Here is a 15,411-nt window from a genome sequence, read left to right on the forward strand (position 1 = left end):
CCCTCTCTCAGCGACCGACTGTCATCACACCGGTAAGTGGCTTGTTGCGTTTGTTCAGCTTTTGAAGCTCCGTCTTGGGTGCAGTTCTGCCTCCGGCGCTGCCTATGTTCCCGCCGCCCATCCATTCGCTGGTGGTGTCGCGAATGGTGTCCCAGATCGTTTTGTCCGGCTCCGGCGGCTGTTCGACAGACCTGAAACCATCAATGCGGGCACCCGGTTTGGCAACCTTGGCCTGACCGGAGAAAATCGCCCAGTTCTTCGGCTGGGAATAGTTGCCCTGACCATATCCCATGGTCAAAAGCAGCATGAAGATGCTGAAACTGAAGAGTGCCATTTTCCATGCGACCTTCGCAAACATCGTGACCCCTTTCTACGAGCCGTTATAGAGCACACCCTTGGTACGGGTGTTGTACGTGCGGTGCCCGCTGCGGCGCAGGTCCAGCTTTCGCAGCTCGGCCTTGAGATGATCGGTCTTCCGCTCGGCCTCGATATCCACGCCGAACCACGCCCGGACACTGTCCACGAAGCTGACGTCGTTGGCATACGCGCCTTCTGGCGTGAGCGCGAAATTCTGCGTGCGTTCGCCGATCGCGGCGCTCTTGGCACCGTTGCTGTCGATGGTGGCGTAGACCATGGGAGGCTCTTCCGCATCGGTGATCGCAAAGCCCGCCATGATGATCAGCATGAATGCCGCCGCCGTTCCGAGGATCACATTCCGATAAAAATTTGCCATTCCGCCATTCGCCCCAATTGCTGGATTCACGGCAGTATGGTCCCAAATTCGGGCAACTTATTGGCAGCTATTGGGAAAATTCGCGTAGGCAAACCTACTCGGCGGCGTCTTCAAACAGCGCGTTTTCTTTCGGAAGGAAAAGCTGGAACTCGGTGCCCTGCTCGTCCGAACGCACCAGTGTCAATGCGCCGCCATGACCCCGTGCAAGCTCCGACGCGATGGCCAACCCGAGCCCCGTGCCACCCTTGCGCACCCCGCCCTCGAAGGCGGTGAACAGGTTCTCGCGGGCTTTGGGCGGCAAACCCGGGCCGGTATCTGACACCGTAAGATGCCAACCGTTCGCATCCTCCGTTCCGGAGACCTTGATCACACCTGCCTCACCCGTTGTTTCAAGCGCTTGGCGCGCATTGCGCACCAGATTGCCAAGGATCCGGTGCAACTGCTCGCTGTCGCAGCGCACCATCATGTGTGGCGGGACGTCACACTCGAAACGAATACCATCGGGGGCAGAAAGCTGTTCACTTTGCAGTACATCGTCGACGATTTCCTGCACCTGTGTCATCGCCAGCTTGGGTGGTGCCTCATCCACCCGGCCAAACGCAAGCGTGCCTTCGCAAAGGTTCACCGCGCGGCTGAGTGAATTCACCAGCTTCGGCGCGGAGCGTTGCACCGCAGGATCGTCCGAGCGCTCCATGCGGTCGGCAAGCAGGGTCGCGGTCGTCAGAATGTTGCGCAAATCGTGGCTGATCTTGGCGACCGCACCCCCAAGCTGCGCAAGGTGTTCCTTCTGCTTGAGCGACCCGGTCAGACGGGTCTGCAATTCGGCCAGCGTATCTTCGGCGGCCCGCAACTCGGTGATGGAAGATTTCGGCACGATGACGCGGCGGGCATCTTCCGGCGCTTTGGCGTACGCTTCCATGGAGGTGACGACGCGTTTGATAGGCTTCACCATGAACCTCCGGACGGCCAGAAACAGCAGCGCCGCCGAAATGATAGAGATGAATGCCGACAGTGCCAGAACGCGCAAACCGTAGTCGATCATCGCGGACCGCAACGGCGCTTGCGGCATCGCCACCTCGATCAGCGTGCCAGCCGCCTGTGTGGGCGAGCCGATCACGCGGATCACGCCTTCGGGCGGGTCAAACAACTGCATCAAGGCTCCGGCGATCAGATACCAAGGGGACGGATCGCGCAAATCCACCATCGTGGTAATCGGTCCCGGCACGGGCGAAGACAGAACCAGTTGGCTGGCAGCATCACGACGCAGGACGACGTTATACACGCCCGCGTTGTCCAACAGTTCCTGCGCCAGCGTTGACGAGATATTCTGGTTTTGCGACGCCAGAACCGACAAAGACGCGATCTGCGACTTTTCCAGCCGCGCCAGCAGGTAGTCCTGTCGGAACCGCGCGACGGAGGGGACGAAGATCAGCACCTCGGCAATCATCACAAAGATGATCGTCAGCATAAGGAACCGACCTGATAGCGAATTGATCAACCGACCGCCTCCAGCAGAGATGCCCTATGGCAAGACCTTCTGCACAAACCTAACAACGCTTTTCACCATATCGCTTTCAAACAGCCTTGGCGAGAAATAGGCACCCGCCGCGCGTTTGTTAACCTCCCCAAGCGTCGGATAGGGCGCGACCATGCCCGCGATCTGGCTCATTTTCAGATTGTTGGCCAGCGCCAGCGCCCAGACGCCGATCAGATCACCCGCGCTCGCACCCACGATGGACGCCCCCACAGGACGCCCTTTGACCACCATCACTTTGATAAGCCCCGTGGTTTTGCCCTCGGCAATCGCGCGGTCGTTTTCGTGGAAGGGGAAGCGGTAGACCTCAGCCTTGTCGCGATGTTCCTCGCGCGCCTGCGCTTCGGTCAGGCCGACCTGCGCCAGTTCTGGGTCGGTATAGGTGGCCCACGGGATATGCCCCTGCTTAGCTTTCGACGGCAGGCCGAACAGGATGGAGCGGATCACGACACCCGCATGATAATTCGCCACGTGAGTGAATTGCAGCTGCCCCGCGACATCACCAATCGCGTAGACCTTCTTGTTTGTGGTTTTCATCGAGGCATCCACTTCGATGCCGCCACGGGAATACGCGACACCCGCTTTCTCAAGATCCAGATCGTTGACATTGGCGGCGCGGCCCACTGCCATCAACAGGTGCGTTCCTCTAAAGACACGCCCATCCTTGGCCTTCACGGTGATGTCGCCCGCCTTGCCTGAAATCTCCTCAGCCAAAGCGTCCTCTTCGATGACCATTCCTTCTTCGCGCATCCGATCGAGCACAATCGCGGCAAGTTCGGGGTCGTCCTTGTTCATGGCCTTGTCACCCTCAATCACCGTGACCTTGGCGCCGAGCCTCAAATGCGCCTGCGCCATCTCGATCCCGATAGGGCCGCCGCCGACGATCAACAGATGCTCCGGCAGGTCGCGCAAATCCCACAGGGTCTCGTTGGTCAGGTAGGGAACATTCTCCAACCCGGGAATGGGCGGCACGAAGGGCGACGATCCAGTCGCCACTACAATCCGCCGCGCAGTGATCTCGGTATCGCCTGCCTGCACCGTGTTCTCGCCCGTAAAGCGCCCGCGTTCGCGGATAACGGTGACACCCAACCCCTCGAACCGCTCCTCGCTGTCGACTGGCGCAATCGTGGCGATCACCTTGTTCACATGGTCCTTCGCCGCCGCATAGTCGATCTGCGGCTCCGCATTCGCCACGCCGAACTGCGCTCCGTGCCGCAACACATGCGCCTGTTTGCCCGCCGCGATCAGCGCCTTGGACGGCACGCAGCCATAGTTCAGGCAGTCGCCGCCCATCTTGTGGTCTTCCAGCAGCACCACCTTGGCGCCCATCTGCACGGCACCCGCTGCGACGGACAACCCGCCAGAGCCCGCGCCGATAACCAGTAGGTCGGTCTTGATCTTGTTCATGGTCAAATACCTTCTTTGCCGCGCACGGCCTTGAGGATAATCGGCAGCAGCGCCAACGCGCACAGGCCAAGGATCGGCAGCAAAATATGAGGCTCGAAGATGATGCCGAGGTTGGGCGTGTCGCCACGCTCGAACACCTCGCCAAGTCCGGCACCCACCGAGGTGTAGACAATCGAGCCGGGAATGATGCCGAAAAAGGTCGAGATCACGAAACGGCGCAGCGGCACATCCACCAGTGCGGGCACCAGATTGGCGACAAAGAAGGGAACCGCCGGCACCAACCGGATCAGGAACAGGACGGACCACTGATTCTCGTCGATGCCGTCCTTGATGCGTTTGACCAAGCCCTCGCCCGCCTCCATCCTCGATGCCAGTTTTTCGCCAAACCCCATGCGCGCCGCCGAGAATATCGCCGTCGCCCCGATGGTGGCCGCAATGATATTGTAAAGAAAGCCCGGAAAGGTCGCGAACAGGAAGCCGCCCGTCAGCGTGGCAATCGCCGCACCGGGCAGGGAAAACGCCACGATCACCACATAGATGGCGATGAATCCCAGCACTGCCAGTAGGTAATTCGCGTCCCTGAATGCGATCAGCGCTTCGCGATTGTCACGCAGCGCGTCAAAGCTGAGATAGTCGCGCAAGGTAAACGCGCCGATCGCGGCCACGGCGACGATGATAAGAATCGGCAGCTTTCTGCGAAGGGCCGATTGGTCGGTTTTGGTCATCATGTCCGCCATGGGCTTGGGGTATCCTGAAATCTAAGCTGCCACGTTCATCTGTGAAAAGGGGCGTCTTGGATACTGCCCCTCACGGTCGCTTGATCGTCGGTGATGGGATTCCGCCCATGGTGGCCTTTTGACACGGGGTTCGTTACAACATGCAGGTCAATTGTTGCAGAAATGGGCGGGTTTGCCCGTTGACGCAGAACGCAGGGCTGTCTATGACGCAGGCTCTGAACACTTATGGGTTCGAATCCGCGATGGATTTGCCCCCGATCCGCAGGAGCCCCGCTCATGAGCAAACGTACATTCCAACCGTCGAACCTGGTTCGCAAGCACCGCCACGGCTTCCGTGCGCGTATGGCAACCAAGGCTGGCCGCAAGATCCTGAACGCGCGTCGCGCGAAAGGCCGGGCGAAGCTGAGCGCGTAAGCGCCCTTCTTCTCCTTTTGACCTAGATGCCGCCGGAGGCCCACGTGACAGGACGAGATGTCCGCGTCGCGGACGCGCCACCGGCGGTTTCCGTTCGTCTGGATGTCATGCGCAAACGCGCCGACTTCCTGCGCGCCGCCCGTGCCAAACGCTCTGGCCAACCGGGGTTTCTGGTGCAAGCCCGCAAGCGCGACGACGACGCGCCCCCTCGTGTCGGCTACACCTGCTCCAAGAAATTAGGCAACGCAGTCACCCGCAACCGCGCCAAGCGACGCCTGCGCGAAGCCGCACGGCTTGTATTGGGTGCCGAGGCGAAGCAGGGCTGGGACTACGTTCTGGTCGGACGCCCGAACGAAACGGTCTCCCTCCCCTTCGACCAACTTGTCGCTGACCTGCAACGCGCCATCACCAAGGTTCACACATGACACCGCTGGCATGGATATGCGCCCTGCCCGTGCGCGGCTATCGCGCCGTGTTCAGCCCGTGGGTCGGCCACAACTGCCGCTATGATCCGACCTGCTCCGCCTACGCGCTGGAAGCGCTTCAAAAGCACGGTGGCATCAAGGGCTCCTGGCTTGCCGCGAAACGCATCGCCCGCTGCAACCCTTGGGGCGGCATGGGCGTGGACGACGTGCCGGACTAGGGCTTCAACGCCAGCGTCCCCAGATTGGTGCGCGTCCGCGTCGGCAAAGCACCGGCCGCGCCCCCTGCCAATGTCAGGGCTGCATCTTTCAAAAACCGCGCGTCCTCGAACCACCATCTATGCGAGAAAAGCTGCGCCTCGGTGTCGTCTGGAAATGTCGGTTTGATGTGGCGATAGCGCTCCGTCGCGTAGAGATCCACATGCTCAGCAAATACCAGATCAGGCATCCCGCTTAAGCCGACGCGCGGCTTGCCGTGATAGGCGAAGGCCAGCGTCAGGACTTCGTCGTCGTTCGAATAGTAGTTCGTCAGCCGCTTCGAATGATGACGCAGCACCAAGGCCCCGGCAGCGCCTTTCTCGAAGTCACGCCGATGCGCATCCCCCGCGGCAAACAATATCTCATCCACTTTCCAAGCGCCCGATCCGGGTCCGCTGCTGTCCCCGAACCGCGCGAACCCGTCCAGCGTGATGAACGCCCCCATCGAATGGCAGATCAAATGAACGCGTGGCTTCCAGGTCGAGTCCAATAAGGGCAGGACACCGCCCTCCACCAAATACTTCCCCACCTTGCCCGCCATGCGCAGATCGCGGGCATAGGACGTGCTTTTGCCACGGCTGGGCCAGTCAAAGGAAATCACCGCGCCGCGATATCCCTCAGCGCGCAATCCGTCCTCGATCAGCTTGTGCCGTGCAAGCATATCGCGCTGTCTGGTGTTGAACCCGTGCACATAAATCAGCACGTCGTCGCTCTGGGCCTCCGCCTGCGTGGCGGCCACGAACGCGTCACGATCTAACAGATGCGACGACCATTTGCCGTCCGGTCGCTGGCCTTGCACAGATACATAGCGGGTCAAACTGGACATGTTGTTGGTGAAGGTATTGGTCTTGGTGTTCAGCGCGCGGCGGGAGAAGAACAACGTCATGGCGACCTCCAATTTTCTTTGGGCATGTCCGACCATAGCCGCGTCTGTTTCAAACACCAAAAACTCCGCGCGCCCTTCGAGCAGATGTATCTTCCTTTGCTCCCGGCCTCGCCCTATAAGCACGGCCATGCTGGACAAACCCGACACCCCCGCCGAACCGCTCGACGACATTCATGCGCTGTTCCACGGCGCACCCTCAACGACCGAGTTCAAAAAACTGCGCAAACGCATCATCCGCGATACTCGTCAGGCCATTGACGATTTCGGCATGGTGGAGCGCGGGGCAAAGTGGCTCGTTTGCCTATCGGGCGGCAAGGACAGCTACACCTTGCTCGCGGCGCTTACCGAGTTGCAATGGCGCGGCTTGCTGCCGGTTGAAATTCTGGCCTGCAATCTGGATCAGGGGCAACCCAACTTCCCCGCGACCGTGCTGCCGGAATTCCTCGAGAAGATGAGTGTGCCGCACCGGATCGAGTATCAGGACACCTATTCCATCGTGAAGGACAAGGTGCCAGCCGGTCGGACCTACTGCGCCCTCTGCTCGCGCCTGCGTCGCGGCAATCTCTATAGGATCGCCCGCGAGGAAGGCTGCTCCGCCGTCGTTCTCGGCCATCACCGTGACGACATTCTGGAGACCTTCTTTCTCAACCTCTTCCACGGCTCCCGCCTGTCGGCGATGCCGCCTAAGCTGCTGAACGAGGAAGGCGACGTCTTCGTCTACCGGCCGCTTGCCTATGTCTCGGAGGCTGATTGCGAACGCTTCGCCCGCGACATGAACTACCCGATCATCCCGTGCGACCTATGCGGCTCTCAGGACGGGCTGCAACGTCAGAACATCAAGCAAATGCTTGATCTATGGGAACAAAAGTCCCCCGGCCGCCGCCAGAAAATGTTTCGCGCGTTGACGAACACCAACCCGTCACACCTGCTGGACCCAAGCCTGTTCGACTTTGCAGGCCTGACCCGCGATCCGGTAAAAATTGAGCAAAACCCGCCGGACTTGTCCCGAGGAAGTTAACACGCTGAAAAGCATGCCACCCTAATCGTTCTGCTCAGGAGTGCGAAAGGGTGAGTTATGAATAGGCTGAAGACGTGGGCGTCTGGATTACTGCAATCAGGGTTTTTGACACGCTTGGGGCTGGCAAGCCTGCCGGTCGTCGCGGGGGTGTCCTACGCAACCGGTCAATGGCAGATTCTGGTCCTATCCTGCTTTGCAATACCGGTATTGCTACTTGGTATCCGACCGGCGCAGGCACGCCCCTACCGGATACAACTTCGCAAGGGTGGCACGCCAGACATAGACGCCGCACTTGCCGACGCCTTGGCGCAATCCAGCACAACACACCGCTGCGCCGCGCTGATGCTGGAACTCGACGAGATCGACAAGCTCCGCGATGCATGGGGGCCCGAAGGGATCGACGCCATCATGTCTGCGGTGACCGACCGGCTTTGCTCGGTCCTGCGCAAAGATGATGTCGTTGTGCAAATAGACACGGCCCGCTTCGCGATCTCCCTGCCAAACATCCGTATACCCGAACTTGGCGGAGTTATCTCGCTGATCGAGCGGCTTCAGAAGGCTGCGCGGGAAACCATCACGCTGGACGGTGTCGGTGTTTACGTGACCCTTAGCGCCGGTTTCTGCCTGGAATTCCGTGCGCCCGCACGAACACCACAATCTCTGCGTGATGCCGCCGAACTGGCCCTGCTCGACGCGAAATCGCAACAAGTGGAGAGCCTTCGGGGGTATTCCAGCAACACACCTGCGCGTGTGGCAACGCCGGACCAACATGCACAAGACGCACTGGCCGCGTTGAAAGACGGGCAGATCGTCGCGTGGTTCCAGCCGCAACTGTCCACCGACACGGGCATCGTCACCGGGTTCGAGGCGTTGGCCCGTTGGGAGCATCCCGATCGTGGCACCCTGGCACCCGCCGACTTCCTGCCGGCGCTGGAGGCCGCCCACGCCATGGAATTGCTTAGCGAAACCATGCTGCAACACGCACTGCGCGCGCTTCGGGCTTGGGACGTCGCAGGTCACAAGGTGCCCGGCGTCGCGGTTAACTTCGCGACGCAGGATCTGCGAAATCCCAGCCTAATAGAACGCATCAAGTGGGACGTCGACCGCTTCGAGATGGACCCCAAGCGGCTGACGGTCGAAATTCTGGAGACCGTCGTGTCCGAGCATGACGACGATATAATCACCCGCAACATCAGGGCGCTCGGTGATCAGGGATACCGCATCGATCTGGACGATTTCGGTACGGGGCACGCATCGCTTGCCAATATTCGCCGCTTTGCGGTCGACCGGATAAAGATCGACCGCTCCTTCATCACCCGTGCCGATGACGACCCCGAGCAGCAAAGGATGATTAATGCGATTATCAGCATGGCCGAGCAGATGGGCGTCGAAACACTGGCAGAAGGGGTCGAAACCATCGGAGAAAAGAGCATTCTGTCGCAACTGGGCTGCACCCATATGCAAGGCTACGCTATTGCCCGCCCGATGCCGTTCGACAAGACGCTTGCATGGCTGGAAGAACACCGATCCCAAATGGCGCAGGCGCCGTATTTCCCCCGACGCGCAGTATAGACCGCCCCAACCACACGCGGCGTCATGATCAGCAATCCAGCCAATACTGCTTGACCTTTCGGTCCCCAACCTGTTGAACCGGCCTGACTTGAAAATGACAGGTGGCGGCCCCCTAATGGACGATCAAAACAAGAACCTTATTCTTGCAACTGCGCTCAGCTTTTTGGTGATCTTGGGGTGGTTCTTTTTCTTCCCACCTGAAGAGCCGGTCGTCGATCCGAATGCGACGTCCACGGCGGTGACACAGTCGGACGGCTCCGCCGTCTTGCCGCCTGCAAGTCCGTCAGCCGCCCCCGCGCCAGCGCCCGTAACAACCGCGCAGACACGGGAGACCGCACTGGCGGAAAACCAGCGGCTCAAGATCGAAACGCCGAGCCTCAGCGGCTCGATTTCGCTGACAGGCGGACGCCTCGACGACCTGTCTTTGTCGACATACCGCGAAACGCTGGCACCCGACTCGGAGAATGTGACGCTGTTGTCGCCCGTTGGCACCGACGCCGCGTATTATGCTCTGTACGGTTGGGCACCTTCCGGCGCGCTCACCTATGAACAGGTCCCCGGCGCGAACACCCAATGGACGTTGGCAGAAGGCGACGTTCTTGCACCGGGCGCGCCTGTCACGCTGACTTGGGACAACGGCGCTGGCCTGACCTTCTCGCGCACATTCAGCGTGGACGAAGACTTCATGTTCACTGTCACGCAGAAGGTCGAGAACGCCACAGGCACGGCGCAGCGCATCCAGCCCTACGGTATCGTGGCCCGCCACGGCGAACCGGAAATCGAAGGCTTCTTCATCGCGCATGAAGGCGTGGTGGTCATGGCCGATGGGGTACTGAGCGAAATCGACTACGACGACATGCCCGACTTCCCGACTGTCGCCCGCGAGGCCGCCAGTGCGGAAGTCACGACCGTGACGGAGACCGGCTGGGTCGGCTTTGCTGACAAATACTGGATGACGACCCTCATCCCCGAAAACCAGACGCCTTTCACCTCCGTCGTCAAATACGTCCCCGGTGCCGACATCTATCAAACCGAAGCCCGCCTTCAGCCCGTCGACATCGCCGCCGGAGCCACCGCCGAGGTCACCACCCGCCTGTTTGCCGGCGCGAAAGAGTGGGAAGCCATCAGGACCTACGAGGCCAGCGGCGTGGATCGTTTCATCGACAGCATCGACTGGGGTTGGTTCTTCTTCCTGACCAAACCGATCTTCGCCGTGCTGCACTGGCTCAACGCAATCATCGGCAATATGGGCTGGTCGATCATCGTGTTGACCCTGCTGATCAAGGCGCTGCTTTTCCCGCTGGCCTACAAATCCTACGTGTCCATGGCGAAGATGAAGGAACTTCAGCCGCAGATGGAGAAGATCAAGGAAAAGGCAGGCGACGACCGGCAGAAGCTCCAGCAGGAAATGATGGAGCTCTACAAAAAGGAGAAGGTCAACCCAGCCGCAGGCTGCCTGCCCATCTTGTTGCAAATCCCGATCTTCTTCTCGCTCTACAAGGTGATTTTCAACACGATCGAGCTGCGTCACGCGCCTTGGGTCGGCTGGATCCGCGACCTGTCCGCACCTGATCCGTCGTCGATCCTGAACCTGTTCGGCCTGCTGCCCTATGCGACGCCGGAGCCCGGTTCGATCTTTTTCATCTTCTCACTGGGTGTGCTGCCGATCATCCTCGGTATCTCCATGTGGCTGCAACAAAAGCTGAACCCCGCACCCGCCGATCCGACGCAAGCGATGATCTTCGCGTGGATGCCTTGGGTATTCATGTTCATGCTGGGCAGCTTCGCGTCCGGTCTGGTCATCTACTGGATCGCCAACAACGTGATCACGTTCACCCAACAATACACGATCATGCGCACCCAAGGATATAAGCCGGATGTGTTCGGCAATATCATCTCGGGCTTCAAACGAGAGAAGAAGCCCGCGAGCGACAAGAAGTGACGGCCACTCTCGCCCATATCTGGCGGCATCCCGTCAAATCGCATGGGCGGGAGGAACTGTCGCAGGTCACGCTCAAGGCAGGTCAAACCATGCCGTGGGACCGGACCTGGGCGGTCGCACATGAGGGCGCGCGCATCGACGGCAGCGAATGGGCGCCTTGCGCGAATTTCTCGCGCGGGTCGAAAGCGCCGCAACTCATGGCGATCAATTGCAAGCTGAGCGAGTCCACGGAAACGGTGACACTAAACCATCCCGACCGCGAAGAGCTAACGCTTCATCCCGAACGGGACTCTGCCGCTTTGATCGACTGGGTACGTCCCTTGATGCCGGAAGATCGCGCGCAATCATCGCGGGTCGTCAGGGTCGAAGGGCGCGGCATGACCGACACTCCGTTCCCCTCCATTTCAATCGCGAACACCGCCACGCACCAAGCGGTTGAAGATCAGCTTGGACAGAGGCTGGCCCCGACCCGCTGGCGCGCCAACCTCTGGCTCGACGGGCTGGGACCTTGGGCGGAGTTCGACTGGCTTGGCAAAACCCTGCGCATCGGCGAGGTGGATTTCGCGATCGAGGAGCGTATCACCCGCTGCCTTGCCACCACCGCGAACCCGCAAACGGGAGAACGCGATGCGGATACGTTGGGCGCATTGAAGACCTGGGATCATCAGGATTTCGGCGTCTACGCGGTCGTTAAAACCTCCGGCACTATCCGTCGCGGCGACAAGGCAGAACTTCTATGACCAGCTTCACCTTCAAGATCGCCGAGGAACCTACCCCCGAGGAAATCGAGAAAGGCCGCGTCCTGTTCGCAGGCGAGACCGACTTCTTGAAAGGCGTCGTCGCGATGGACGGGATGCCATCCGCCGACCGTCTGGAGGTTTGCTTTGCGGGTCGTTCCAACGTCGGCAAGTCCAGCCTGATCAACGCGCTAACCGGTCGCAAAGCCTTGGCGCGCACGTCCAACACACCCGGCCGCACGCAGGAAATCAACTTCTTCACTCTCGCCGACAGCCATTATCTCGTGGACCTTCCCGGCTATGGCTTTGCCGAAGCCCCCGTCGCCATCGTGCAAAAATGGCAACGCTTGCTAAAAGCCTACCTGTCGGGTCGCCAAACCCTGCGCCGCGCTTTCGTGCTGATCGACTCGCGCCATGGTGTGAAGCCTGTGGACGAGGAAATCCTGTCCTTGCTCAACTCTTCCGCCGTGACTTTTCAGGTCGTGCTGACCAAGACCGACAAGCTGAAGAAGGGTGAGCTCGACAAGGTTATCGCCCAAGTCAGCAACGCGCTACAAAAGCATCCCGCCGCCTTTCCAGAGATCGTCCTGACCTCGTCCGAGAAAGGCATCGGCATCCCGACCCTGCGCCACATCATCGGCACGCTGGTCTGATCCGGTCCCGCTTGGCAGCTCCCGCGCCAGCGGCTAGAACATCCGTACATTCGCAACAAACCGGCCCAAAAAATGAAAAAGCAGACCGCCATGAACAGCAATTGGATCGAAACCGCGAAGACTCTGTCGGCGGCCCTGCCCTACCTGCAACGCTATGATGGCGCGGTCGTGGTCATCAAGCTTGGCGGCCACGCTATGGGCAGCGATGAGGCGATGGACCTGTTTGCCCGCGACGTCGTGCTGATGCAGCAAGTCGGAGTGAACCCGGTGATCGTCCATGGCGGTGGCCCGATGATCAACGGCATGCTGGCGCGGCTGGGCGTTCAGTCGGAATTCGTCAACGGCAAGCGCGTCACGGATGCCGCGACGGTCGAGGTGGTCGAAATGGTCTTATCCGGCTCGGTTAACAAGCGCATCGTCCAAGCCATCAACCGTCAAGGCGGGCGTGGCATCGGCCTGTCCGGCAAGGACGCCGCCATGATCCGCTGCGAGGCATCGAAGCCCGAACTCGGCTTCGTGGGTGAACCTGTCGAGGTGAAACCCGATGTCCTGCGCCAGCTTTTCGAGGCCGAGATCATCCCAGTCATTGCGCCCATCGGCTTTGGCGACGAGGGTGAGACCTTCAACATCAACGGCGACACCGCGGCAGGCGCTATCGCGGCCGCCTTGAAAGCCGACCGCCTCTTGCTGCTGACCGATGTGGCAGGCGTCAAGGACGCATCGGGCGAGGTTGTGACCGAACTGACCGCCTCCTACATCCGCAAGCTGACGCAAGACGGCATCATCGCCGGTGGCATGATCCCGAAAACCGAAACTGCCTTGGCCGCCCTTGACGGCGGTGTGCGGGCGGCGGTTATCCTCGACGGCCGCGCCCCCAACGCCTGCCTGCTGGAACTGTTCACACCCCATGGCGCGGGCTCCATGATCCGGCAGGACAGCTAAGCGTTAATTATGGTGGGGGTGCGTGGAATTGGTCGCTGACTAGCAGGCGACTAAGCGTTTTACGTTTGAACTTCCAATGTCGAGGCCACCACGGTCTAGCGAAAATCACGCAGTTGTGCCCACGCTACCCTTGCCTGCAAGCCCTAGCGCCGTAGGTTGAGCTTTATGGAACATGAAGCCTTCATCCGCCTCGCGGTCTTTATCGGACTGTTCATCTTGTTCGCCGCGATGGAAACCCTCGCGCCGCGCCGGGTTCGCAGCCAGCCGCGCAAGTCGCGGTGGACGACGAACTGGGCCATCGTCATTCTCGACACCGTCACCTTGCGTGCCTTGGCCATCTTCATGCCCCTGCTCGCCGTCGGTGCCGCCTATGACGCCGCGGGCAAGGGCTGGGGCTTTTTCAACACTGTCGACTGGCCCGTCTGGTTGGAGATCACACTGGCCATCCTGATCCTCGACTTCGCCATCTGGGCGCAGCACCTGATTACCCACAAGGTGCCGCTGCTGTGGCGGCTGCATCAGGTCCATCACGCGGATGTCGATATCGACGTCACCACCGCCATCCGCTTTCATCCCATCGAAATCGCGCTATCGATGCTGCTGAAAATAGGCCTCGTCTACCTGATGGGTCCGGCCGGTGTGGCCGTGATCCTGTTCGAGATCATCCTGAACGGCACCGCGATGTTCAACCACGCCAACATCAAACTGCCGCTCCGGCTCGATGCGATCCTGCGAAAGGTGTTGGTGACCCCAGACATGCACCGTGTCCATCACTCGGTTCACCGCGCCGAGCATGACAGCAATTACGGCTTCTCGCTGTCGATCTGGGACCGCATATTCCGCACCTATATCTCGCAACCGTCCGAGGGGCATGACGGCATGAAAATAGGGCTGCGCTGGCAAGATGAACGCCCGTCCAGACTGGGCTGGTCGCTGTCACTTCCGTTCCGCAACAAGTGACGCTGGACGACATCAAAACCCTGTGCGAGGCCAGTCACCTTGCTGTGCTGGGCGCGTTTCACCCAACCCCCGAAGACCTTGCCCCCGAAGGGAGCGGCACCCTCATCCTTCTCGGCCCGCACGAGCCCGGTTTCTGGGACGCTTTCACCGCCAGTTCCGAGTGGCAGGACGAAGCACCCGATCCGATGGATCGTTGGTCGACCCGTGTCATCACCAGCCTTGGGCAGAAAACCAACGCGACCCCGCTCTTTCCGTTCGGCGGGCCACCCTATCAGCCGTTCTTCCGCTGGGCGCTGGCCTCGGGCCAGGCGTGGCAAAGTCCGGTATCCCTGCTGGTACACGCGCGGGCAGGTCTCATGGTGTCCTATCGCGGTGCGTTGGCGCTGCCCGAGCGCCTCTCGCTCCCGCCCCCCTCTCCCAAGCCCTGCGACACCTGTGCAGCCCAGCCCTGCCGCACTGCATGCCCTGCGGGTGCGTTGACCGAGGCAGGGTATGACGTCCCCGAATGCCACGCCTTTCTCGACACCGACGCGGGTCGCGAACATCTCACCAACGGCTGCAACGTCCGCCGCGCTTGCCCGGTGTCACAAAGCTATGGCAGGGTGAGGGAGCAATCGGCGTATCATATGTCGATGTTTCATAAGGGAGCACCGGCTTGAAACTCATCCTCACCCGCCACGCCAAATCCAGCTGGGACGACCTGACACTGGACGACCACGACCGCCCCCTGAACGAGCGGGGCCAGTCAGCAGCGCAACGGATGGGAAAATGGATCGAAGGCCGCCGCCATGTGCCGGCGCAAGTCATTACCTCCGACGCAGCGCGCGCACGTGAGACCGCAGAAATCATGGTCAAGGCAATGGGCGGAGCGCCGAGCCTGACCTTGGATGAAGGGCTGTACCATGCCTCGCCCGACACCGTGTTGGCGCGCATCCAGAAGGCCCCCAAGGGCGACCTGATGATCGTCGGCCACAATCCCGGTATCGCAGCGCTCGCTGCCCTGATCGTCGACGTGCGGCCGACGCATGAGCGGTTCGGCGTCTACCCCACGACCGCCACCCTGATTGCCGAAGTCCCGGTCGACGACTGGTCAGAGCTGCAATACGGCATGGCCCGCGTGATCCAGTTCATCGTCCCGCGCGAGTTGAAAGAACTCAATACCGCCTGAAACGAAAAAGGCCCCGACCTTAGCCGGG

18 protein-coding genes are annotated in these 15,411 nt (G+C 60.7%); 12 read left to right on the forward strand and 6 right to left on the reverse strand.

Annotated elements, in window-relative coordinates; all coding sequences use genetic code 11:
- Positions 1-7 precede the first annotated feature (7 nt).
- The 5 genes from THALAR_RS12370 to THALAR_RS12390 all read right to left on the reverse strand — a co-directional run bounded on the left by THALAR_RS12370 (position 8) and on the right by THALAR_RS12390 (position 4,399).
- The gene (locus tag THALAR_RS12370; RefSeq protein WP_169788542.1) at positions 8-334 is read right to left on the reverse strand and encodes a hypothetical protein; all 327 of its coding nucleotides are present in this window, start codon (positions 332-334) and stop codon (positions 8-10) included.
- Positions 335-370: 36 nt separating this feature from the next.
- Positions 371-733 (reverse strand): hypothetical protein, encoded by a 363-nt coding sequence (locus tag THALAR_RS12375; protein ID WP_040818666.1) that lies wholly within the window; start codon positions 731-733, stop codon positions 371-373.
- Positions 734-827: 94 nt separating this feature from the next.
- Positions 828-2,201, reverse strand: coding sequence for a sensor histidine kinase (locus THALAR_RS12380; protein ID WP_021101912.1), 1,374 nt, complete (start codon positions 2,199-2,201; stop codon positions 828-830).
- A gap of 54 nt (positions 2,202-2,255) precedes the next feature.
- Positions 2,256-3,674: a dihydrolipoyl dehydrogenase family protein gene (locus tag THALAR_RS12385; RefSeq protein WP_021101913.1), complete on the reverse strand. Its 1,419-nt coding sequence runs from the start codon at positions 3,672-3,674 to the stop codon at positions 2,256-2,258.
- 2 nt (positions 3,675-3,676) lie between these two features.
- On the reverse strand, positions 3,677-4,399 hold the full coding sequence (locus THALAR_RS12390; protein WP_154666804.1) for a TVP38/TMEM64 family protein: 723 nt from the start codon (positions 4,397-4,399) through the stop codon (positions 3,677-3,679).
- A gap of 288 nt (positions 4,400-4,687) precedes the next feature.
- Here THALAR_RS12390 and rpmH point away from each other — a divergent pair, with 288 nt between their 5' ends.
- From rpmH to yidD, 3 genes are read left to right on the forward strand one after another with little or no spacing between them, the layout of a single operon-like run.
- Complete coding sequence (gene rpmH, locus THALAR_RS12395; RefSeq protein ID WP_021101915.1) at positions 4,688-4,825, forward strand: 50S ribosomal protein L34; 138 nt, start codon at positions 4,688-4,690, stop codon at positions 4,823-4,825.
- A 26-nt stretch (positions 4,826-4,851) separates the two neighbouring features.
- On the forward strand, positions 4,852-5,250 hold the full coding sequence (gene rnpA / locus THALAR_RS12400; protein ID WP_040818671.1) for a ribonuclease P protein component: 399 nt from the start codon (positions 4,852-4,854) through the stop codon (positions 5,248-5,250).
- Entirely contained in the window at positions 5,247-5,468 is a 222-nt protein-coding gene (yidD, locus tag THALAR_RS12405; protein ID WP_021101917.1) for a membrane protein insertion efficiency factor YidD, read from the forward strand. The genes rnpA and yidD overlap by 4 nt, the downstream gene beginning before the upstream one ends.
- Here the strand turns inward: yidD and THALAR_RS12410 are convergent.
- Positions 5,465-6,448, reverse strand: coding sequence for an alpha/beta fold hydrolase (locus THALAR_RS12410; RefSeq protein ID WP_211264802.1), 984 nt, complete (start codon positions 6,446-6,448; stop codon positions 5,465-5,467). The genes yidD and THALAR_RS12410 overlap by 4 nt on opposite strands.
- 70 nt (positions 6,449-6,518) lie before the next feature.
- On the opposite strand from THALAR_RS12410, the gene ttcA reads away from it, so the two are divergent.
- The 9 genes from ttcA to THALAR_RS12455 all read left to right on the forward strand — a co-directional run bounded on the left by ttcA (position 6,519) and on the right by THALAR_RS12455 (position 15,383).
- Positions 6,519-7,409: a tRNA 2-thiocytidine(32) synthetase TtcA gene (gene ttcA / locus THALAR_RS12415; RefSeq protein WP_021101919.1), complete on the forward strand. Its 891-nt coding sequence runs from the start codon at positions 6,519-6,521 to the stop codon at positions 7,407-7,409.
- A 57-nt stretch (positions 7,410-7,466) separates the two neighbouring features.
- Positions 7,467-8,981: a putative bifunctional diguanylate cyclase/phosphodiesterase gene (locus THALAR_RS12420; protein ID WP_051153756.1), complete on the forward strand. Its 1,515-nt coding sequence runs from the start codon at positions 7,467-7,469 to the stop codon at positions 8,979-8,981.
- Positions 8,982-9,096: 115 nt separating this feature from the next.
- Complete coding sequence (gene yidC, locus THALAR_RS12425; protein ID WP_021101921.1) at positions 9,097-10,923, forward strand: membrane protein insertase YidC; 1,827 nt, start codon at positions 9,097-9,099, stop codon at positions 10,921-10,923.
- On the forward strand, positions 10,920-11,663 hold the full coding sequence (locus THALAR_RS12430; protein ID WP_021101922.1) for an MOSC domain-containing protein: 744 nt from the start codon (positions 10,920-10,922) through the stop codon (positions 11,661-11,663). The genes yidC and THALAR_RS12430 overlap by 4 nt, the downstream gene beginning before the upstream one ends.
- Positions 11,660-12,313 carry a ribosome biogenesis GTP-binding protein YihA/YsxC gene (gene yihA / locus THALAR_RS12435; protein ID WP_021101923.1) on the forward strand — a complete coding sequence of 218 codons (654 nt, stop codon included), beginning with the start codon at positions 11,660-11,662 and terminating at the stop codon, positions 12,311-12,313. The genes THALAR_RS12430 and yihA overlap by 4 nt, the downstream gene beginning before the upstream one ends.
- 72 nt (positions 12,314-12,385) lie before the next feature.
- Positions 12,386-13,255 (forward strand): acetylglutamate kinase, encoded by an 870-nt coding sequence (gene argB, locus THALAR_RS12440; RefSeq protein WP_021101924.1) that lies wholly within the window; start codon positions 12,386-12,388, stop codon positions 13,253-13,255.
- 165 nt (positions 13,256-13,420) lie between these two features.
- A complete protein-coding gene (locus THALAR_RS12445) occupies positions 13,421-14,215 on the forward strand; it encodes a sterol desaturase family protein (RefSeq protein ID WP_021101925.1) in 795 nt (264 codons plus the stop codon).
- Positions 14,212-14,874 (forward strand): hypothetical protein, encoded by a 663-nt coding sequence (locus THALAR_RS12450; RefSeq protein ID WP_021101926.1) that lies wholly within the window; start codon positions 14,212-14,214, stop codon positions 14,872-14,874. Before THALAR_RS12445 ends, THALAR_RS12450 begins: the two co-directional genes overlap by 4 nt.
- The gene (locus THALAR_RS12455; protein ID WP_021101927.1) at positions 14,871-15,383 is read left to right on the forward strand and encodes a SixA phosphatase family protein; all 513 of its coding nucleotides are present in this window, start codon (positions 14,871-14,873) and stop codon (positions 15,381-15,383) included. Before THALAR_RS12450 ends, THALAR_RS12455 begins: the two co-directional genes overlap by 4 nt.
- Positions 15,384-15,411 lie beyond the last annotated feature (28 nt).

This window comes from Litoreibacter arenae DSM 19593, from assembly GCF_000442275.2.
In the GTDB taxonomy this organism is placed as follows: Bacteria; Pseudomonadota; Alphaproteobacteria; order Rhodobacterales; family Rhodobacteraceae; genus Litoreibacter; species Litoreibacter arenae.

Excerpts from the sequence above, each read along its gene's own strand:
- yidC (WP_021101921.1), top strand. The coding sequence starts at position 9,097 with ATGGACGATCAAAACAAGAACCTTATTCTTGCAACTGCGCTCAGCTTT.
- THALAR_RS12390 (WP_154666804.1), bottom strand. The coding sequence starts at position 4,399 with ATGACCAAAACCGACCAATCGGCCCTTCGCAGAAAGCTGCCGATTCTT.
- ttcA (WP_021101919.1), top strand. The coding sequence starts at position 6,519 with ATGCTGGACAAACCCGACACCCCCGCCGAACCGCTCGACGACATTCAT.
- argB (WP_021101924.1), top strand. The coding sequence starts at position 12,386 with ATGAAAAAGCAGACCGCCATGAACAGCAATTGGATCGAAACCGCGAAG.
- rnpA (WP_040818671.1), top strand. The coding sequence starts at position 4,852 with ATGCCGCCGGAGGCCCACGTGACAGGACGAGATGTCCGCGTCGCGGAC.
- yihA (WP_021101923.1), top strand. The coding sequence starts at position 11,660 with ATGACCAGCTTCACCTTCAAGATCGCCGAGGAACCTACCCCCGAGGAA.
- THALAR_RS12375 (WP_040818666.1), bottom strand. The coding sequence starts at position 733 with ATGGCAAATTTTTATCGGAATGTGATCCTCGGAACGGCGGCGGCATTC.
- yidD (WP_021101917.1), top strand. The coding sequence starts at position 5,247 with ATGACACCGCTGGCATGGATATGCGCCCTGCCCGTGCGCGGCTATCGC.
- rpmH (WP_021101915.1), top strand. The coding sequence starts at position 4,688 with ATGAGCAAACGTACATTCCAACCGTCGAACCTGGTTCGCAAGCACCGC.
- THALAR_RS12380 (WP_021101912.1), bottom strand. The coding sequence starts at position 2,201 with ATGCTGACGATCATCTTTGTGATGATTGCCGAGGTGCTGATCTTCGTC.
- THALAR_RS12420 (WP_051153756.1), top strand. The coding sequence starts at position 7,467 with ATGAATAGGCTGAAGACGTGGGCGTCTGGATTACTGCAATCAGGGTTT.
- THALAR_RS12370 (WP_169788542.1), bottom strand. The coding sequence starts at position 334 with ATGGCACTCTTCAGTTTCAGCATCTTCATGCTGCTTTTGACCATGGGA.
- THALAR_RS12385 (WP_021101913.1), bottom strand. The coding sequence starts at position 3,674 with ATGAACAAGATCAAGACCGACCTACTGGTTATCGGCGCGGGCTCTGGC.
- THALAR_RS12445 (WP_021101925.1), top strand. The coding sequence starts at position 13,421 with ATGGAACATGAAGCCTTCATCCGCCTCGCGGTCTTTATCGGACTGTTC.